Source organism: Nocardia sp. NBC_01499 (genome assembly GCF_045040275.1).
GTDB lineage: Bacteria > Actinomycetota > Actinomycetes > Mycobacteriales > Mycobacteriaceae > Nocardia.
Genome location: NZ_CP109426.1, coordinates 7,590,874 through 7,613,698, shown reverse-complemented (window position 1 = coordinate 7,613,698; position 22,825 = coordinate 7,590,874). Strand labels below are relative to the sequence as shown.

Annotated in this window: 6 protein-coding genes; all 6 read right to left on the bottom strand. The window is 64.6% G+C overall.

All coding sequences use genetic code 11. The features are described 5' to 3' along the window. Window positions 1-322 precede the first annotated feature (322 nt). Entirely contained in the window at window positions 323-1,480 is a 1,158-nt protein-coding gene (locus OG203_RS34935) for a homoserine O-acetyltransferase (protein ID WP_405161479.1), read from the bottom strand. 24 nt (window positions 1,481-1,504) lie between these two features. Further along, a complete protein-coding gene (locus OG203_RS34930) occupies window positions 1,505-2,371 on the bottom strand; it encodes a hypothetical protein (RefSeq protein ID WP_405161478.1) in 867 nt (288 codons plus the stop codon). A 396-nt stretch (window positions 2,372-2,767) separates the two neighbouring features. Next, entirely contained in the window at window positions 2,768-3,571 is an 804-nt protein-coding gene (locus OG203_RS34925; RefSeq protein WP_405161477.1) for a thioesterase II family protein, read from the bottom strand. Between the two features lie 40 nt (window positions 3,572-3,611). Beyond that, the gene (locus OG203_RS34920) at window positions 3,612-4,553 is read right to left on the bottom strand and encodes a TauD/TfdA family dioxygenase (protein WP_405161476.1); all 942 of its coding nucleotides are present in this window, start codon (window positions 4,551-4,553) and stop codon (window positions 3,612-3,614) included. Between the two features lie 164 nt (window positions 4,554-4,717). Beyond that, window positions 4,718-17,758 carry an amino acid adenylation domain-containing protein gene (locus OG203_RS34915; RefSeq protein WP_405161475.1) on the bottom strand — a complete coding sequence of 4,347 codons (13,041 nt, stop codon included), beginning with the start codon at window positions 17,756-17,758 and terminating at the stop codon, window positions 4,718-4,720. Next, on the bottom strand, window positions 17,758-22,776 hold the full coding sequence (locus OG203_RS34910; RefSeq protein WP_405161474.1) for an amino acid adenylation domain-containing protein: 5,019 nt from the start codon (window positions 22,774-22,776) through the stop codon (window positions 17,758-17,760). Before OG203_RS34910 ends, OG203_RS34915 begins: the two co-directional genes overlap by 1 nt. Window positions 22,777-22,825 lie beyond the last annotated feature (49 nt).

Genomic DNA, 22,825 nt, shown 5'->3' with positions numbered 1-22,825 from the left:
CTTCGTCATCGGCATCGGATCGCCGTGGATCCAGGCGAAACCGTGCTCTATGAAAGAGAGCATGTTCTCCAGTCTGGCAATCGGAGCACGGGTTGGCAGCCAGGAATACCGACCAATCCGGGGTAGGGTTTTCCTCCTGTCCACGAACCGCGAGTCCGATTCGGCCCGCAACAGCGCCAGATCCGAGACACAGTCACCACCGATCGCCAAGCCGACCCGCTCCGCGGCGCGCAGCAGCAACACCGCCCCAGCCTGCGACACCCCACCCGACCCTTCACCGTCTCCAGCGCACACCGTCACCAATTTCGGTCAATCCCCGAGTCTAGTGACCACAGCCGGAGGTGACCGACGTGCCCAGCGGTGGACGGTTGGTTATGGACCTCCTGTCCAGTTCGACGCGGGCCAGGTCCATGGTCTTGATCAGCAGTTTGCCGACCTGGTCGGTCGCAGTGAGGAATCCGTCGTGCCCGTCGCGTGAGTACACGATCTCCAGCCCCCTGCAGCCGGGTAACAGCTCGGCCAGCTCCTGCTGGGTGCGTAGCGGGTAGAGCCGGTCGGAGTCGACGCCGCCGACGATGCACGGCACCGGGGTCGCAGCCAGCGCGGCCTCCACACCGCCGCGGCCTCGGCCGACGTCGTGCCGGTTCATGGCCTCGGTCAGCAGCACATAGGTGGCCGGGTCGAAGCGCTGAATCAGCTTCTCTGCCTGGTACTCCAGGTAGCTCTGCACCGCATACCGGCCGCCGTTCCACGGGTCCTCGTCACCCTCGGCGTGATTGTCGAAGCGGCGGTCCAGTTCGAACTCGGTGCGATAGGTCAGATGCGCGATGCGGCGGGCGATGCCCATCCCAGAGGTCGGCGCCCGCCCGGTGTCGTGGTAGTTGCCCCCCTGCCAGTCCGGATCGGCCTGGATGGCGGCAATTTGGGTGGTCTGGGTGCCGATCTGGTCAGCGGTGGCGCGCGGCCCCACCGCCAGCACCAGCGCGGCGTTCACTCGCCCGGGGTGACCGACCATCCACTCCAGCACCCGCATGCCGCCCATCGACCCGCCGACCGCGGCGGCCAGCCTGTCGATCCCCAGCAGGTCGAGCAGGGCCGCCTCTGCCGCCACCTGGTCGCGGATGGAGATCTCGGGAAACCGTGCGCCCCAAGGCCTTCCGTCCGGCGCCAGGGACGACGGCCCGGTGCTGCCTTTGCAGCCGCCGAGCACGTTGGTGGCGATCACACACCATTCGTCGGTGTCGATCGGGGCGCCCGGCCCCACGATGCCGTCCCACCATCCCGGCAGCGGATGCAGCACATCGGGCGGGCCGACCACATGAGAATCGCCGGTCAGCCCATGCTCGACCAGCACGACGTTGTCCAGGCTCGCGGACGGCTCGCCCCACTGCTGCACGGCAAGGGTTACGTCAGGAAGGATCGCCTCGTTCTCTAGCTCGACGTTCCCGATGGCGATGGTGGCGAGTTGCCCTTCGGACATGCTCGATTCGATGCTCACGGTCAACTAAGTCCAGAACACAACACGGTTGCCTGGAATGACGCCAAGGAAGCGGCCAGCGGTCACCCGCTCACCAGAGGTCGGGCGGACTCCATGGAGCAACGATGCGTTCATGAAGTAGCAATCCCCCGGCTCGAGCTGCAGCGAGATTGTTTGGACGTCATCGAGAGCGTCAAGCGGATACGGATATCCTCGGTCGAAGACGCCGAGGCTGCGCCGCCATTGCGGCGACGGCCGCAGGTCCCAGATAACGGCTTCTCCACCAGACCCGGTACGCGAGACACAAACGTTGAACGAGATCGTGTTCTCGATCGCCTCGATCTCGAATTCGTCGGCACGGACCTTCTCGATCTGGGAAACGTCCTCGTGTGGATGCAGTGACATCTGACCGTTGTCTAGCCAAGCCCGAACCGTGCAGTGGTTGGCGTAAGCGGATTTGTAGCGCGCAGGCCCGAAGTGGAAACCGCGCCGCAAGAACCCCTGCTGCAGAACATTGTCGAGCATGAACGCCGAAACCTGCGCCGACGTCATTCCGTCGAAGAGGCTCAGCATCTGCTGCTGCACCTGCAGAGTGCTGTCGATGTACTCGCGTCCGCCCTTCTCGAACTGCGTCGAGCCGATCTGATCGGTGCGTACGTGCTGATCGAGGCCGCGCTGCGACCCGATCGATTCGATGGCTCGGGTGAAGTTCTCGTGTACCGACCGGCACAGCTTCGGATCGGCGGCACCGCGAATCACGTAAGCCACGATGCCGTCGCTGTGTCCGTGCAGCAGGAGGTCGAGAACCACATCGATATCGAAATTCAGCATATCTGCTTCAGCGCAACGGAAATCGCGGCCGATCTGCGATCCCCGGATCATGACAGTTGCCACTACGGGCCTCCTTGTTTGTTTTCAAAAGGGTTGGAAATGAGGTATTCGCGTGCCCGCCATACCGCTTTCAATGGGTAGGCGTCGTTGATTTGCGCTGCAACGGCAGGCGAGTACGATCGACGACGGATCGAGAGCGACTCGCAGCCTTTCTGCGTTGCGACCTCCGGCACAGCCGAAGGATTTACAGCCCGGAACGGGCTTCCCATCAGGAAGAATTGGCTAGACTGCCAACGAACTTGCGACTCAGGAGATTGAGCCGCCCATTGCGTGGAAACACGTCGCGATCGCCGTGAATCCATGAATGCCTCAATTAGCAGCGCTGGTCTAGCAACACGGTCGGCGGTTGCGAGGACCAAGGCGTGCGCGTGCGGTGTGCCGCCTAAGTCACTGTGACCGCTATGTCTCGACCTCCTGGGTCTCCCTGCGCGCAGCCCCGGCCAGTGCAGTGATGCCTAGCCGCTCGGTGAGGAGTTTTGTGAGCTGCTCCGGAACCGATTCTGTGTAGAAATGCCCACCGGGCAGGGAATGGGCGTCGAATCCGGCCACGGTGTGATCGGACCAGCGCTGGGCATGAGAAAGGGTGAACCCCGTGTCCCGACTCCCGGAAATAGCGGTAATCGGACAGGTCAAGGGAGCTCCGGGCGCGTAGCGGTAGTTCGCTACCATGCCGAAGTCGCTCCGCATCATGGGAAGGAGGAGCTCCTTCAGGTCACGATCCTCCAAGAGGCCCACGCCCGAACCACCCAATGCGCGCATGTATGCGAGAACTTCCTCATCGCTGACGAAAGACAGCGGCTTGGAGGACGGATCCGAGGGGGCACGGCGCGCCGAGACGAAAAGGCGCATCAGGGGAGACGGGTACCGCGGCCGCAGTCGGTGGGCGACTTCGAAGGCCACGGTGGCACCCATGCTGTGGCCGAAGAACGCCACCGGCTTGTCGAAGCACGTGAGTATGACCGGCACTATCCGGTCTACGAGCGTGACCATGTCCGAGAGCGGCGGCTCATCGAAGCGGTCCTGACGTCCGGGATACTGCACGGCCACGAGCTCCACCGAGGACGGCAGCAGGTCCGCCCACTCCTTGTAGGCCGTTGCTCCGCCTCCGGCGTACGGAAAGCAGACAAGACGCACCCGCGCGTCTGGGCGCGGGACGAACGTGCGCAGCCACAGATCGGCATGGTTCCTTGGTAGCTGTGCCATCAGTAGGTGACTCCTCTTCATCGGGATCTGTCGACCACGTTTAGTCGGACATGGCGACGAGTACGCGGCGCGGTCCGGTGAACGAACGGCGGCCGTGTGCGACTAGAAGGTTGTCGATCAGCAGCAAGTCACCGGTGTGCCAGTCCACGTCGACGGCCTCTTCGAGCCCCCGGTCGCGCACCTGTAGGACGTACTCGGGTGAGATCGGGCTGCCGTCGGCGAATCTGACCGACTGGGGCAGGTCCGCCTCGGGCAAGATCTTCGCCAGCGCAGCAGCAGTCTCATCGCCCAGTGCTGCTGGATGCCACTGGTCGGCCTGGTTGAACCAGACTTCGAGACCGGTGACGGGGTGCTTGATGGCGGCAGGGCGCACCTGTGTCACCCTCAGGCCTCCGTCATTCGTCCACTCCCAAGCAGCATCGGAGCTCCGGAGGAACTCTTCGACGTCTGCCTTGTCCTCGGTCTCGAAGGTGTCCTGCCAGCTCTTGCCGAAGCCCGCGCCGCCGTGCAGGTTCTGGGTATAACGCACACCGCCAGAGAATGCCTCGCGCACCTCGGGATCGAGGGCGGCAAGCCAACGAGCTCCATCGACAACCGGCGTGGCGCCACCAGTCTCCGGCTCTTGGTCGCAGAAAAACAGCAGCCGGGCCGGCCACTGGTGGGCGTAGGACATCTCGTTGTGCATCGAGATGGTGTACTCGGCCGGGTACTCCGTCGAGGTGTAGACATTCGCGCCAACCTTGGTGCGCGGCGAATTGCCGTGGACGTACGCGAGCCGCCGAGGTAACAGGTGGTTCATCACCTCATCCAGCTCGTCTCGCGCCACGCCGAACCCCCGGAATACCACGGCCTTTTCCCGTACCAGCAGCTCATCCAGAGCGTCCAGATCCGCCAGGTACTCGGCCAGTGCCCGGCCGCCGACGCCGCTACCCGCGTCCGCGGGGCTGATCTCCAAGGGCGTCCACTGCTGGTCTCCGCTCATGTGCCTGATCTCCTTCCAAGGGGCCGGGTGGCCTGTGGCTCCCAAACCACCGTGCCGGTGCCTTCTATATTTCTTCCGTATCCGCGGTAACTCCGGAGCAGACAAGGCCGAATTCGCCGATGACGGGCCCCAGGGATCGCCCGGGACCCATCCTCGGCGGTGAACTACGACATTGTGGCCGTCTGTTCATCTCTGTTGCTCAGCACTGCCCGGGTGGCGAGCACTGCGCTGAGGTCTTCGACCGTGCGATATTCCAGGACATCGCGCACGGCGACGTCGAAGCCGGCCCTGCGCAGCGTGCCGACCAGGTTCACGGCGCGGATGGAGTCGCCGCCCACCTCGAAGAAGCTGTCGTGGACACCGATCCGGGGAACCCCGAGGACCTGCTGCCAGACCGCGGCCACCTGGTCCTCGACAGACGTACGAGGCGCGACGTAGCGGCCCTCCCCGGACAGTGCTGGGTCCGGCGCAGGCAACGCACGGCGATCGAGCTTGCCGTTGAGTGTGAGCGGGAACCGGTCCAGGGCCACGAATACCGCGGGGACCATGGCAGGCGGCAGCACCCGCGCCAGATCAGCACGCAGCTGGGCCGGGTCCCACTCCTGGTGACCATCACCGAGGACCAGGTAAGCCACCAACTGCTTGCCACCCAGTGTGTCCTCGCGTACGACTACCACCGCCTCGGCGACATCGGAGCGCTCGATGAGTACCGCTTCGATCTCCTCCGGCTCGATCCGCACGCCGCGGATCTTGACCTGATGGTCGACCCGGCCGAGGAACTCCAGACAGCCATCGGCCTGGTAGAACACCCGATCCCCCGTACGGTAGAGGCGGGAGCCGGCCGGGCCGAAAGGGTCGGGCACGAAGCGGTCCGCAGTGAGGCCTGAGCGTCCGTAGTAGCCACGGGTGACGCCAGTGCCACCGATATAGAGCTCGCCGGGCACCCCGACCGGTACCGGCTCCAGCCATTCGTCGACCACGTAGAGCCGGGTGTTGCGGATCGCACGGCCAATGGTGACACGAACGTCGCCGACCTCATTCGGGTCGGTAATTGTGGCCGTCGTGACGTCGTCAGAGCACTCGGTCGGGCCATATGCGTTGATCATCGGGACGTACGGGTAGCGCCTGAGCCAACGCTGACACACGTCCGGCGAGACGGCCTCACCGGTGACTACCAGCCTGTGCATCGCGGGGAGTTCGGGCGCCTGCGTCCCCGCGTCCCAGCCGTCAAGGGCAACGCGCAGCAACGAGGGCACCACTTCCAGTACCGCGACGCGCTCTGCGGCGACACGGTCGAACAGTTCGTGCGGGTCGAGTGCCGTGTCGGCGTCCACAATGCGAACCCAGCCCCCGACGGCCAGCGGCGCGAGCATCTGCCAGACAGAGATGTCGAAGCTGATCGAGGCGTTCTGCACCACGCCATCAGACTGGGTCAGCGTGAGGTCTTCGATCTTGGACAGCAGGTGGTTTCCCATGCCGCGCCGCGTCACCACCACGCCCTTAGGGCGTCCCGTGGAACCCGAGGTGTACATCACGTACGCGAGATTGTCCGGGTCCGCGACCCGCGCGGGGTTGTGCGTGGGCAGCTCGTCCCACTGACCAGGCTCGTCGATGACGACGTGGGTAGCCGACGTCGTCGGCAGCAGCTGCCCCTGAGTCAGCATTACGGGCAGGTTCGCGTCCTCCATCATGTAGGCGAGCCGGTCCGCAGGGTGGTTCGGGTCCAGCGCCAGGTAACCGCCGCCGGCCTTGAGCGCCGCCAGAATGGCGACAATGAGGTCTGGGGAGCGCGTCGCGCACACACCGACCACCGTGTCCGGCCCCACTCCCTGTGCCCGCAGATAGTGGGCTATCCGGTTGGCCTTATCATTCGCCTGCCCGTAGGTGAGACTCTCGTCATCAGCGACTGCTGCCACGGTGGATGGACTGGCTGCCGCGTGCCGCTCGAACTCCTCGACTACACAGAGATGGTCAGGCATGCGGGCAGTCTCGTTCCACTCCACTAGCAGGCTCTGTCGGTCCTCAGCGGGCAGGAGGGTCACTCGAGCATCACCGTCAACGTCCCGCACTATCTGTTCGATAGCCATGCGATACATGCGAGCCAGGCGGTTGGCATTGTCGCGGCTGAAGGCCCGGTTGTTGGCCTTGAGCAAGAAGCCCGCCCGACGGCCGTAGACCTCCAGAACGAACTCACTTGTACCCGCTCCCAAACTTACCTCGGTGTCGATCTCCTGCTCATCGACGAGGTGGAAGTCCTGGTAGTTGAACAACACATCGAGCAACCGCTGCCCGGTATACGCCAACCGCTGTATCGCCGGCAACGGATAACGACGATGCGACCACATCGCCACCTCACGAGCAAAGACCTGCTGCACCAACTCCCGCCAAGTGCGAGCACTACGGTCCATCGGAAACGGCAGCGTATTGAGAAACATGCCATACACCCGATCCGCACCCACAGCCTCCGGACGCGCATCACACACCAAGCCCGTATGAAACGCCGCCTCCCCCGTCAACTGACTCATCACCTTCAAATGCGCAGCAAGCAACACACTCTTCAACGACACCTGGCACTCCGCCGTGACCGCGCGTAGCTGTGCCTCTAGGTCCAGGACAGGCACCCGCACGGAAAACTTCTCGCCGGTGGCATCGGCGGCCTCGTTCCACGCGGCCGGCAGGGCCAGCGGCGCATGTTCGTCGAGGATGTCCTGCCAATAGGCGCGGTCATCGACGGAGTCCAGCGATTCGAGCTCACCAGCGATGAAGTCAGCGAACCGCACCGACGGCGCCTCGTACGGCTCGAGTTCGAGACCGTCGCGCAGCCGCCGATAGCAGCTAAGGATCTCCATCATGAGCACGCGGGCGCTCCACCCTTCAGAGATGGTGTGCGGAGCAGCGAAGGACAGCCACCAGCCACTATTGTCGTCACTGTCAATCAGAGCGGCGACCCGCAGCAACGGGGCTTGCGCGTGATCGAAGGTGTGGGCATGCTCGGCAACGACGAAATCGTCAAGGGCCATCCGGCGCTGCACCTGATCCAGGTGACGCAGATCGTGGACGGCCAATGGGATCTCGCTGTCGGCGTGGACTAGTTGCAGCGGCTGGGAATAACCGGTCAGATCGAAGGATGTGCGCAGCGCGTCGTGGCGGGCCGTGACGATGCTCAGGGAGGTGCACAATGCCTCTTCGGAGAAGGGGAACTCATCGCGCACCCGGAACACGCCGACGCTGTGGTAGACGTTTCGCCCCTCCTCGGCCATCATCTCCACCAGCATGCCGAGTTGTGCTTGTGATACCGGATAGGCGTCGATTACGTCTTGCGGTAGTCGTTGCCGGTCCTCGGGTGAGATCAGTTCGAACGGTTCCACTCGATGATCGGCGGCAGTCATGACCGGGCGTCCGGTGATCAGTTCACCCAGTGCCGCGACCGTGCGGTGGGCGAACACATCCTTCACGGTCACGTCGTAGCCGGCCTCACGCAACGCACCCACCAACCCGACCGCGCGGATGGAATCACCACCCAGATCGAAGAAACTATCGTGGACACCGACCCGCGACATGGCGAGAACCTGCTGCCAAACCTCGGCCACCTGCTCCTCGACAGGAGTACGTGGCGCGACGAACACCTCTGCGGCGAACGCCCCCAGATCCGGGGCGGGCAATGCCCGTTTGTCCAGCTTCCCATTCGGCGTCAACGGCAACGCATCCACGACCACGACCGCCGCCGGCACCATGTACTCCGGCAACACCCGACCCAACACCGACCGCAACACCGCCACATCCACAGCAGGTGTCACGCTCTCACCCACCCCAGCAGGGGTCACATACGCCACCAGTTGTCGATCACCAGGCCTGTCCTCACGCACCAAGACCACCGCGTCACGCACCGCATCCTGCCCAGCCAGTGCCGCCTCGATCTCCCCCAGCTCGATCCGGTATCCGCGAATCTTCACCTGGTCATCGATACGGCCCACGAACTCCAGCGACCCATCCGCGCGCCGCCGCGCCAGATCCCCACTGCGATACAACCGCGCACCCACCGGACCGAACGGATCAGGCACAAACCGCTCCGCCGTCAAAGCCGCACGCCCCAGATAGCCGCGAGCCACACCCGGACCACCCACATAAATCTCACCCGGCACCCCCAACGGCACCAAATTCCCCCACCCATCCAACAAATGAACCCGCAAATCAGCCATCGGATAACCCACCCGACTCAACGCATAACCCTCCACATCCTCAGCTGTCAGCCGAGAAAAAACATCTTCGGCCGTTACCCGATAAGACGTGGAAACCACTGTTGTTTCGGTGATTCCGTACATGTTCACCAACACCGGAGCGTCGAGCCCACACCGCTGCACCCACGGACCCAGGTCGCCCATCTCCAACCGCTCACCACCGAAGACCACTGTCCGCAGCGCCAGCCGCTCGATCCGCAGATCACCGGCCCCCGCCGCAGCCACCAGCGAACGGAACGCCGACGGCGTCTGCACAAGCACTGTCACCTGCTGCTCCACCAGCAGATCCACGAACTCCTCCGACGAACGCGTCACCTCACGCGGCACCACCACCAGCCGACCGCCGTACAGCAACGCCCCCCACATCTCGAACACCGAGGTATCGAACGCGTACGAGTGGAACATCGACCACACATCCGACTCACCGAAAGCGATGTGCCCCCGCACCGTCTCCAACAACCGCACCACATTCGCATGCGACACCTGCACACCCTTCGGGCGGCCCGTCGAACCCGACGTATAGATCACATACGTCAGATTCTCCGGCGCCACCCCCACCACCGGCGCTACCGCTTCACAAGCGGCGATACCGGTTGCGTCGGCGCCATCGAGGACCACCAGCCGATCCACCGGGGCCCCGTCGAACAAACCCGCCAGCTCACGCGTGGTCACCACCACCCGTACGCCCGAATCCGCGAGCACAAAACTCAATCGTTCTGCCGGATTCACCGGATCCAGCGGCACATAACCGGCCCCGGCCTTCAGCACCCCCACCAGCGACGGGATCAACTCCACGCCTCGTTCCAGGCACACCCCCACCAGATCCTCAGGACCCACACCCAGTCCCCGTAGATACTGCGCCAACCGATTCGCCCGCGCATCCACCTCCGCATACGACAACTCCACCCCACCAGCAACCACCGCCACCGCATCCGGCGACAACACCACCCGCTCCACAAAGACCTCATGCACACAACGCCCCACCGTCGGCGCAGCACTATCGTTCATCGCAGCACCGATGTGCCCGGTCTCAAGCAGCCGCTCACACTCACCCTCGGGGAGATAGACGGCCCGCGCATCACCGTCGAGACCGGCAGCCATCGACTCCAGAACCGCCCGATACATCCCCGCTATACGCTCGGCATTGGCCTGGCTGAGGATGTGGGAGTTACTCCGGACGCTCAGGATGTTACCGACTGCACCGACGGCGAGGGAGAACTCGTCGGAGGTGACCGTGATCCCGGCCTTCTCGTCTATGCGGTCGGTGTCGACGTTGTGGAAGTCGAGATAAGAGAAGAACACATCGATCAGCCGGCCCCCGCCGTTGTCCCGCTGGATCTCGGGCATGGGGAAATGCCGGTTCGGCCACTGTTCGACCTCACGCTCAAAGGCCTCCTGTGCCAGCTCGCGCCAGGTGCGGGCGGTGCCGTCCATCGGGAACGGCAGGGTGTTGAGGTGCATGCCATACACCCTGTCGGCGCCTTTCTCCTCAAGGCGGGTGTGACTCACCACGCCGGTGTGGAAGGCCCGTTCGTCGGTGAGCTGGCTCATCACCTTCAGATGCGCCGCAAGCAGGACGCTCTTGAGCGGAACCTCCGCGCAAGACGCGAAGGACCTCAGATCGTCCAGAAGATCCTGGAACGAGAATATGGCTCCCACTTTCTCGGCCGGAACCGACCGGTCCCCATTCCAGCCCACAGGCAGGGTGAACTTGGAGTACTGGCCCACAAGTTCGCGCCAGTACGCACGGGTCTCGGCGGACTCTAGCGCCCGAATCTCGGTAGCCACGCTGTCGGCGAACCGCACCGACGGCGCCTCGTACGGCTCGGGTTCGAGGCCGTCGCGCAGTCGCTGGTAGCAGTCGACAATCTCCATCAGGAGAAGGTGGTAGCTCCAGCCTTCGAGGATGGCATGGTGCTGGGTGAATGTGCAGCGCCAGCCGTGCTCACCGTGGACATGAATCGCCACGCGCCAAAGCGGCGCACTAGAGGTGAGGTCGAAGGCATCTTCCCGTTCAGCAGCCACAAAGGCGTCGAGCGACTCCGCCTGCTCATGCTCATCCATACCGCTGAGATCACTGAACGCACAGGGGATCTCGGCGTCAGCGTGCACGAGTTGCAGTGGCTGGGAGTAGCCGTTCAGCTCGAACGACGTACGCAGCACATCGTGGCGGGCAGCTACGACCATGACGGCCTGCTGCAGGGCCACGAAGTCGAAAGGTTGCTTGTCACGTATAAAGAAGGACGTGACGCTGTGGTAGATGTTGTGTTCCTCGTCGGCGAGGAATTCCACTAGCATGCCGAGTTGTGTCTGGGATACCGGATAGGCGTCGATTACGTCTTGCGGTAGTCGTTGCCGGTCCTCGGGTGAGATCAGTTCGAACGGTTCCACTCGATGATCGGCGGCAGTCATGACCGGGCGTCCGGTGATCAGTTCACCCAGTGCCGCGACCGTGCGGTGGGCGAACACATCCTTCACGGTCACGTCGTAGCCGGCCTCACGCAACGCACCCACCAACCCGACCGCGCGGATGGAATCACCACCCAGATCGAAGAAACTATCGTGGACACCGACCCGCGACATGGCGAGAACCTGCTGCCAAACCTCGGCCACCTGCTCCTCGACAGGAGTACGTGGCGCGACGAACACCTCTGCGGCGAACGCCCCCAGATCCGGGGCGGGCAATGCCCGTTTGTCCAGCTTCCCATTCGGCGTCAACGGCAACGCATCGATAACCACGATCGCCGCGGGCACCATGTACTCCGGCAGCACCTGGCCCAGCACCGACCGCAACACCGCCACATCCACGCTCACACCAACGGGCGTCACATACGCCACCAGTTGTCGATCACCAGGCCTGTCCTCACGCACCAAGACCACCGCGTCACGCACCGCATCCTGCCCAGCCAGTGCCGCCTCGATCTCCCCCAGCTCGATCCGGTATCCGCGAATCTTCACCTGGTCATCGATACGGCCCACGAACTCCAGCGACCCATCCGCGCGCCGCCGCGCCAGATCCCCACTGCGATACAACCGCGCACCCACCGGACCGAACGGATCAGGCACAAACCGCTCCGCCGTCAAAGCCGCACGCCCCAGATAGCCGCGAGCCACACCCGGACCACCCACATAAATCTCACCCGGCACCCCCAACGGCACCAAATTCCCCCACCCATCCAACAAATGAACCCGCAAATCGCTGATCGGATAACCCACCCGACTCGTCGGGTAGCCCGCCCGGATAGGTGCATGCACCTCCATGTCTTCAGCCGTGACCTGGTAGAACGTGGTGTGAACGGTTGTTTCGGTGATTCCGTACATGTTCACCAGAACCGGTGTTTCAAGCCCGCACCGCTGCACCCACGGTCTCAGCTCTCCCATGTCCAACCGCTCACCGCCGAAGACCACCGCCCGCAACGCCAACCGCTGGATCCGCGGGTCACCCGCGCCCGCCGCAGCCACCAGCGAACGGAACGCCGACGGTGTCTGCGACAACACCGTCACCTGTTGTTCCACCAGCAGATCCACGAACTCCTCCGACGAACGCGTCACCTCACGCGGCACCACCACCAGCCGACCGCCATACAACAACGCCCCCCACATCTCGAACACCGAGAAATCGAACGCATACGAATGGAACATCGACCACACATCCGACTCACCGAAAGCGATGTGCCCCCGCACCGTCTCCAACAACCGCACCACATTCGCATGCGACACCTGCACACCCTTGGGACGCCCCGTCGAACCCGACGTATAGATCACATACACCACATTCTCCGGCGCCACCCCCACCACCGGCGCCACCGGCTCACACGCCGCAATACCCGACGCATCCACACCATCGAGCACCACCACACGATCCACCGCGGCCCCGTCGAACAAACCCGCCAGCTCACGCGTGGTCACCACCACCCGCGCACCCGAATCCGCCAACACAAAACCCAACCGCTCCACCGGATTGACCGGATCCAAAGGCACATACCCCGCCCCCGCCTTCAACACACCCAGCAACGACGGCACCAACTCGGCACCCCGCTCCAGACACACCCCCACCAAATCCTCCGGACCAACACCCACACCCCGCAGATACTGCGCCAACCGATTCGCCCGCGCATCCACCTCCGCATACGACAACTCCACCCCACCAGCAACCACCGCCACCGCATCCGGCGACAACACCACCCGCTCCGCAAACACCTCATGCACACACCGCTCCACCGCAGACGCAGCGTGGTCAGCCACCTCAGCACGGCCATACGCAGCCTCGAGCAGCCGCTCACACTCACCCTCGGGGAGATACACAGCCCGCGCATCACCATCGAGACCCGCAACTATCGACTCCAAAACCACCCGATACATCCCAGCAAGACGCTCGGCGTTGCCGCGGCTGACAAAGCGGGAGTTGGCGGTCAGGATGATGTGTCCGGAGCGCGAAGCGACGGTGAGCGGCAGCTCGGTCGGGCTCACATCGATAACGCTGTCAGGGTCCACCAGCTCGCTGTCGACCTGGCGGAAGTCCTGGTAGTTGAACAGCACATCAAGCAACCGCTGCCCCGTGTACGCCAACCGCTGGATCGTCGGCAACGGATAACGACGATGCGACCACATCGCCACCTCACGAGCAAAGACCTGCTGCACCAACTCCCGCCAAGTGCGAGCACTACGGTCCATCGGAAACGGCAGAGTGTTGAGATACATGCCGTACACCCGGTCCGCACCCACAGCCTCCGGACGCGCATCGCACACCAGGCCGGTATGGAACGCCGCCTCCCCCGTCAACTGACTCATCACCTTCAAATGCGCAGCAAGCAGCACACTCTTCAGCGACACCTTCGCAGCGGCGGCCAGCGAGCGCAGGTCGTCTTCAAGGTCGCTCCAGGAGGCCGCAATCTTGTAAGTCTCACCGTCGCTGTCCGAGGCGTCGGCCCAGTCGCTGGGCAATGTGAACTTGGCGTGCTCGTCGACGACGTGCTGCCAGTAGGCGCGGTCATCAGTGGAGTTCAGCGATTCGAGCTCACCGGCGATAGAGTCGGCGAACCGTACCGACGGCGCCTCGTACGGTTCGAGGTCGAGGTCGTCGCGCAGCCGCCGATAGCAGCTGAGGATTTCCATCAGGAGGGAGTGATAGCTCCATCCCTCCAGGACAGGGTGGCACTCGGTCACCGAGAGCCACCAGCCGTCGTCGGTAACGTGGGCGAAGTACCGCAAGAGCGAGGGCACGCCGATATCGAAGAGGTCAGCCCGCTCTCGGGCAGTGAACTTGTGCAGCTCCCGCTCGACCGCCTCTGAGTCGAGACCGTTCAGCATCTGCATGCCGATTGCCAAGTCGGCCGCCTCGTGTACGAGTTGCAGCGGCTGGGAGTAGCCGTTCAGATCGAAGGATGTGCGCAGCACGTCGTGCCGAGCGACGACGAGGCGTACGGCCGCTTGGAGAGCAGCGAAGTCGAAGGGTTGCTCGTCACGAATCCGGAAGGTGCAGACGTTGTGGTAGCTGTTGCGACCCTCCTCGGCCATCATCTCCACCAGCATGCCGAGTTGTGCTTGTGATACCGGGTAGGCGTCGACTACGTCTCGGGGTAGTCGTTGCCGGTCCTCGGATGAGATCAGTTCGAACGGTTCCACTCGATGATCGGCGGCAGTCATGACCGGGCGTCCGGTGATCAGTTCACCCAGTGCCGCGACCGTGCGGTGGGCGAACACATCCTTCACGGTCACGTCGTAGCCGGCCTCACGCAACGCACCCACCAACCCGACCGCGCGGATGGAATCACCACCCAGATCGAAGAAACTATCGTGGACACCGACCCGCGACATGGCGAGAACCTGCTGCCAAACCTCGGCCACCTGCTCCTCGACAGGAGTACGTGGCGCGACGAACACCTCTGCGGCGAACGCCCCCAGATCCGGGGCGGGCAATGCCCGTTTGTCCAGCTTCCCATTCGGCGTCAACGGCAACGCATCGATAACCACGATCGCCGCGGGCACCATGTACTCCGGCAGCACCTGGCCCAGCACCGACCGCAACACCGCCACATCCACGCTCACACCAACGGGCGTCACATACGCCACCAGTTGTCGATCACCAGGCCTGTCCTCACGCACCAAGACCACCGCGTCACGCACCGCATCCTGCCCAGCCAGTGCCGCCTCGATCTCCCCCAGCTCGATCCGGTATCCGCGAATCTTCACCTGGTCATCGATACGGCCCACGAACTCCAGCGACCCATCCGCGCGCCGCCGCGCCAGATCCCCACTGCGATACAACCGCGCACCCACCGGACCGAACGGATCAGGCACAAACCGCTCCGCCGTCAAAGCCGCACGCCCCAGATAGCCGCGAGCCACACCCGGACCACCCACATAAATCTCACCCGGCACCCCCAACGGCACCAAATTCCCCCACCCATCCAACAAATAGACCTGCAAATCGCTGATCGGGTAACCCACCCGGCTCAGCGCATGGGCCTCCATGTCCTCGGCCGTGACCCGGTAGAACGTGGTGTGAACTGTTGTCTCGGTGATTCCGTACATATTCACCAGAACCGGTGCTTCGAGCCCGCACCGCTGCACCCACGGCCCCAGCTCTCCCGCCTCCAGCCGCTCACCAGCGAAGATCACCGCCCGCAGCGCCAGCCGCTGGATCCGCGGATCGCCAGCCTCCGCCCGCTGGATCCGCGGGTCACCCGCGCCCGCCGCAGCCACCAGCGAACGGAACGCCGACGGTGTCTGCGACAACACCGTCACCTGTTGTTCCACCAGCAGATCCACGAACTCCTCCGACGAACGCGTCACCTCACGCGGCACCACCACCAGCCGACCGCCATACAACAACGCCCCCCACATCTCGAACACCGAGACGTCGAACGCATACGTATGGAACATCGACCACACATCCGACTCACCGAAAGCGATGTGCCCCCGCACCGTCTCCAACAACCGCACCACATTCGCATGCGACACCTGCACACCCTTGGGACGCCCCGTCGAACCCGACGTATAGATCACATACACCACATTCTCCGGCGCCACCCCCACCACCGGCGCCACCGGCTCACACGCCGCAATACCCGACGCATCCACACCATCGAGCACCACCACACGATCCACCGCGGCCCCGTCGAACAAACCCGCCAGCTCACGCGTGGTCACCACCACCCGCGCACCCGAATCCGCCAACACAAAACCCAACCGCTCCACCGGATTGACCGGATCCAAAGGCACATACCCCGCCCCCGCCTTCAACACACCCAGCAACGACGGCACCAACTCGGCACCCCGCTCCAGACACACCCCCACCAAATCCTCCGGACCAACACCCACACCCCGCAGATACTGCGCCAACCGATTCGCCCGCGCATCCACCTCCGCATACGACAACTCCACCCCACCAGCAACCACCGCCACCGCATCCGGCGACAACACCACCCGCTCCGCAAACACCTCATGCACACACCGCTCCACCGGGGCACCGGGCCGGTAACCATCCAGGGCACCACTGACCACCGCACGTTCAGCGGCACCCAGGAACTCCAGGCGGGAAACCCGCGTGTGCGGATCGAAAGTGGCGCTGTCGAGAAGTGCGAGGAAGTGGCGCATGAAGCGTTCGACGGTGTCGTGGCCGAAGAGCGACGTGGCGTACTCCAGACGCCCGTTGAAAGCGCCTTCCGGGCCTTCCTCCACTTGCAGCGTGAGGTCGCACTTGGCAATACCTCCGATGAAGCCGAATGGCTCGACCGTCACACCGTCCAGTTCAAAAGCGTCCGCACGCCATTCGTGCATGGTGAAGCCGACCTGGTACAGAGGTGTCCGCGACATGTCTCGCTCCGGCTCCAGCGCGTCTACGAGGCGCGCGAAGGGGACCTCCTGGTGATCGAAGGCGTTCAAGACCGCGCCACGGGCATGGTCCACGAGATCGGCAAAGGTCGGGTCTCCGTCCCAGTGTGCGCGCAGCACCAGGCTGTTGATCCCATAGCCGATCATCTGTTGGAGCTCGGGGCGGGTACGGCCGGAGATCACGGTCCCCACGCAGATGTCGGTCTGGTCCAGGTAGCGGGACAGCAAGACCTGATAAGCCGTCAAAAATATGACGAAGGGTGTGGTGTTGTGCTGCTGGGCTAGCTCACGCACCCGGTCCGCCACCTCCTGCCGCAGAATGAAGCGCACCTCATCACCAGCGACATCCCGCACAGCGGGGCGTGGGTGGTCCGCCGGAAGGTCAATCGGTAGCGCGTCCGCGAGCTGGGCGCGCCAGTAGTCCAGATGGCGCTCCAAGGAAGGGCCGGTCAGCTCCCGGCGCTGCCAGGCCGCATAGTCCGCGTACTGCAGCTGAAGTTGGGACAGCGGTGACGACTCCCCCCCAGCGAAGGCATTGTAGGCAACGGTCAGCTCGGAGCCGAAGATGCGCGTGGACCACGCGTCGCAAGCAATGTGGTGGAAAACGATCGCCAGGACGTGATCGTTGTCCGCGAGGCGGATCAGAGCGCCACGCACCGGCCATTCGCTGTCCAGAGCAAACGGAACCGACGCCTGCTGAGCAACCAGGTCAACGGCGCGCTTCTCGCGTTCGCTCGGCGGTATGTCGGTGAGGTCCGTGAAAGACAGAGGACCTGCGCCGGGGGAGTCCACGATCTGCGCCGGCTCGGCCCCATCCAGGACATAGCGGGTGTGCAGGATCTCATGCCGATCACACACGTGCGCCCAAGCCGCGTCGAGTGCTTCCGTATCCAGCGTGCCGCGCATCCGCAGCGTCAACGGCACCAGGTACTCGGGGCTGTCTGGGTCGAGGCGGTTGAGGATCCACATCTGCTGCTGTCCGTACGACAGCGGCAGGGAAGCGGTGCGGTCGGCAGGCTCGATGGCAGGGTGTCCAGGCCAGCCCTTTCGGCTGGCCAGGCGGCTGCGCAGAAGTGCATCACGCTGGGTGTCAGCGGTGGGTGCGGTCCGGTTGTTTCCCTTGGTATCCATCAGTTCCACTCCTTCAGCATCGAGTCCGTCACCTCGGAGTCGGACATCTGCGCAATCTCGTTCTTGATGTACTGCTCGACCGCCTGGCTCATCCCGGCGACGGTCGGTGCCTCGAAGATGTCGCGTACCGCCAGGTTCACGCCGAACTCAGCCTGGATCCCCGCGATGAGGCGAATAGCGAGAAGGGAATTCCCGCCGCTGCGGAAGAAGTCGTCGTGGACGCCGAGTCGGGTGTCGAGGAGGTCGTGCCATATGTCGGCGATCCGCTCTTCGACGACGGTGCGGGGGGGCGCCGCCTGGTCATGAGCGCTCTCGGGGGCAGGCAGCCGAGCACGGTCGAGTTTGCCGTTGATGTTCAGCGGCACCCGCTCGAGCAGGGTGAATGTCGTCGGCACCAGGTACTCCGGCATCCGTGCCCCGCAGTACCCCGCTAGCTCTTCGAGCACCGCGGGGTCGTTGGCCACGACGTAGGCCGCAAGGCGTACTTCTTGCGTGCCTTCCCCCACCGCCACCACAGCCGCTTCGCGGACCTGGGGGTGCGTGACCAGGGCCAACTGTACTTCGCCCAGCTCGACCCGGTAGCCGCGAATCTTGACCTGGTGGTCGACCCGCCCGAGGAACTCCGCCTCACCGCGTGTGTTCCATCGCGCCCGGTCGCCCGTGCGGTACAGCCGCGTGCCAGGTGCCCGCCCGTCAGAGTCGGGGACGAACCGCTCCGCCGTCAGTCCAGGCATCCCCGCGTATCCGCGGGCAACGCCGGTCCCACCGACGAACAGCTCACCCTCTGCCCCGACTGGCACCGGCTGCAGGTCCTCATCGAGGATCTTCATCACCAAACCTGGCAGCGGGCGCCCGATCGGCACCACTCCCGTCCCGACCACACCGTCGTCGGTTACCGGCAGCACGCAGGTACCAACCGAGACCTCCGTCGGCCCGTATTCATTGATCAGGCGCTCTGGCCCCAGCAGCTCGGCCCAGCGACACGCCAGCGCTTCTGGGAGCGCCTCGCCCGCCACCACGATCACGGCGGCCAGCGCGGCCGCCTGCTCGTCCGACACCTGATGGGAGAGGATCTCCAGGTGCCCCGGCGTCAGCTTGAGGAAGCTGAACGGACCGGCCTCGACGAGGCGGCCTCCCAGCTCCGCGAGGTCCAGGTCCTGCGGAAGCACCACTACGCGCTGGCCGGATACCAACGGCGCCCAGATGTTCGGCACCACGAGGTCGAACGCCACTGACGAGAACAGCGCGCTGCCGCCAGCGCCACGCCCGGCCAGTTCGGCTGCCGCCCACGCCACATGGTTGGACAGGCCACGGTGAGTGACCGCAACGCCCTTCGGACGCCCTGTCGACCCCGACGTGAAAATCACGTACGCCAGTTGGTCCGGGTCTGTCTGTACCGGCGGTGCGCTCGTCGGCTGCCCAGCGATGCGCGAGGCGTCCTCGGTAATGTCCACGCACAGCACCTGGCCCGCGAAGCCTTGGGCCATCTCCGACCCGTAGCGCTCCTGACTGACCAGTAATGCGGCTCCGGCGTCTTCCAACATCGCCGCCGACCGCACCATTGGATGGCCGGGATCCAGCGGTACGAAGGCGGCACCGGCCTTCCACACCGCGAGCAGCGCCACCACCAGCCTCACGCCGCGCTCCAACAGCACCCCTACGACCGACTCCGGTCCGGCGCCCGCGGCACGCAGCTCCCATGCCAGCTGGTTGGCGCGTGCCTCCAGCTCGGTGAACGATAGCGATTCCCCCTCGGCGGTTATCGCCACGGCGTCCGGGGACTCCGCAGCGCGGGCCGCGACCTCCTCGGGAATCGACCGCTCGACCTCGGGACCCGCTGCCCGACCCCAGAGGTCGAGTTGGTGTGCTTCCTCAGTACCAAGGACACCGACATCGCCCAGCGGGGTGTGCGAGTCGGCCGCAAGTGCGGTTAGCAGGCGCACGAAGTTGTCGGCCAGCCGCTCGACCGTGGTCCGCTCGTAGAGGCTGGTGGCATACTCGAAGCCGCCGGTGACCGTTCCGTCCGGACGCTGGCGCATCAGGAGCGTGAGGTCGGTGTGCGCGATCTGCCACGACTCCTGGAGAGTGTGTACGTCGACCAGTTCCATCGCAGCGTCGTTGAAGCTTTCGTCGTGAAGGTCGAAGGCGACCTGGAACAGCGGAGTGCGGGACAGGTCCCGCTCCGGAGCGAGTTCCGCGACCAGGGAGTCGAAGGGAAGATCCTGGTGGGCAAAGGCGTCCTTGCACGCATCGCGGACGCGGTCCAATGCTTTGGCGAAGGTCAGCTCACCGTCCAGTGCACAGCGCAGCACCAGGCTGTTGAGGAAGAAGCCGACGATCTGTTCGGTCTCTGGCCGCTCCCGGCCCGCGACAGGGGTGCCGATAGGGATGTCCCACTTGCCGGTGTATCGGGCCAGGAGTGTGCTGTAGGCAGCCAGCAGCGTCATGAAAACTGTGGCCCTGTGCCGCTGGCCGATATCGGTCAGGGCACTCGCGACATGCCGGGGCACCACGAAGGAGACTAAGTCGCCTTGGCCGTCACGGACTGCCGGGCGGGGCCGATCGGTGGCTGGCGACAGAGGTGTCGTACCGTCCAAAGTTTCGCGCCAGAAACGAAGTTCGCGCTGCAACTTATTCTCCGTCAGCTGCTCGCGCTGCCAGAGGGCGTAGTCGGCATACTGCACGGTCAAGGCCGGAAGATCGGCGGCCCGCCCCTCATGCGCGGCGCGCAGCAGCTCGGTGAACTCACTTTCCAGGATGGAAGTGGACCAGCCATCGCACACAATGTGGTGAACGGTGAGGAGCACCATGCGGGTGCCGTCGGCCACGTCGACGAGCACGGCGCGCACCAGCGGTCCGCACTGTAGGTCGAAGCTGCGGCTGAACTCCTCTTTGAAGAAGGCCGAAAGCTGCTCACGCTCGACCTCCACTTGACGAAGCATGGCGGTTGTAGGCGCATCGATGTGCTGCACCGGCTCCCCGTTGCGGAAGGCGAAGCGGGTACGGAGCGACTCATGCCGGGCAACCAGCTCATCCAGAGCTTGCTGTATGGAACGGAGGGGGGAGTCGGCAGGCACCGGCAGGAAAACAGCGGACGCATACTCCGTGCCGCCAGGGTTTGCCCGATCCATGAACCACAGTCGGCGCTGCCCGTAGGACAGCGGTAGCACGCCGTCGCGCGGTACCGGGCGAATTGCGGGGGACAATGCGGCGTATGCGGCACGGCTCTCGGGAGTGTTCGCTTCGGGAGTGATCAGCCTCGCCTGGGCCTCCACCGTTGTGGCCGTGAGCAGTTCACGCGGATGAATTGGCTGCCCGGTGGCCGACCCGAGCTGGCCCGCCAGACGGGTGAGCTGCAACGAGGTGCCGCCGAGTGTGAAGAAGTCGTCCTGCACACCGAACCCGTCGATCTTCAGCAGCTTCTGCCAGATGTCGGCAACAAGTTGCTCGGTGGCGTTCCGCGGCGCAACGGCGCCTTCACTGCCATCGTCCATGGAGCCGACTGCGGGCAAGGCCGACCGGTCGACCTTGCCATTGATGTTGAGGGGAAACTCCGCCATTTCTACAAAGGCGGACGGTATGTGGGACTCGGGCAGCCGGTCCGACAGGTACGTACGGAGCTCGGCGAGGACACCGGGTATCCGCGGTTGTAGATACGCGGCAAGCCGCTTGGACCCATCAGCGGTCTTGTACGGAGCTACAACGGCGCCGCGGACGTCCGGATGTGTGCTCAGCGCGGTCTCGATCTCACCCGGCTCGATGCGGACGCCGTTGACCTTGACCTGGTGATCGACGCGACCTAGGTACTCGAGAACGCCGTCCTGCTGCCAACGTACCCGGTCCCCGGTGCGGTACAGCCGCGCTCCAGGCGTGCGGCTGTAGGGGTCGGGTACGAATCGCTCCGCGGTCTGCCCTGGTCGCCGCAGGTACCCGCGTGCGACGCCGACTCCTCCGGCGTAAAGCTCGCCGGGAACACCGATGGGGGCGGGTGATCCACTGGAGTCCAGGACCAGGACACGCATGCCGCTGATGGGCCGACCGATGAGCACCGGGCCAGATGCCTGAGCCGGGTCGAAGCGATGGGCCGTGATGTCAATCGAGCACTCGGTAGGGCCATAGGTGTTCCACAGCTCGGCCGAGGTGGGCCGCAGCGCTTTCTGAGCGAGTTCGGCGTACAGAGGCTCCCCGGCGCAGAACAGCAACCGCAGCGAGGTGCACCGCTCCCAGCCCGGCTCCTCGACCAGCAGCCGCAGCACCGACGGTACGACCTGGAGGACGGTGATCCGATGCTCGCCTACAGCTCGCACGAGTGCAGCGGGATCACGCTCGGACCCCACTGGCGCAAGGACAAGCGTGGCTCCGCAGGTCAGTGGCGCGAAGATCTCCCAGCACGCAGCGTCGAAGGTAAGGGCGGTCTTCTGCAGAACCCGGTCCTCGACCGTTAGGTTGTGCTTGTCGACCGCCCAACGCACACGGTTGGCGATTCCCATGTGGCTGACCACCACGGCTTTGGGTGTGCCGGTGGACCCTGAGGTATAGATGGCGTACGCCGCATTGTGAGTGTCAATGACGGCCGGGACCTGGCAGGTAGCGTGGACCTGCAACGAGGACAGCACTACCGGCTTGGCACCCGCCTTCGTCACCAACCCAGCCAGCTCCTCTTCGGTGATCACATAGCTGACGGCGGTGTCCTGGAGCATCCAGGACAACCGCTGGGCGGGTTGACCCGGATCAAGCGGCACGTACGCGGCACCGACCCACAAGATGCCCAGCAGCGCCGCCACCAGGTCGGTGCTACGAGGCAAACACACTCCGACCAATGCGTCGGGCCCGACTTCGAGATCGCTCAGCAGCGCGGCAATCCGGTTCGCGCGGGCAGCCAGTTGCGCGTACGTCAGTGTGGAGTCGTCAGCAACGACTGCGGTCGCTTCCGGAGTCGCCGCCGCCTGACGCACGACGAGCGCGGGAATCAACAGAGGCACCTCGACGGAACCATTCGGCGAAGAATCGGGGAACACGGGGCTACTCCTGGGATGGTGGCGGTTTCTGACCGGCGATGGTTAGCCG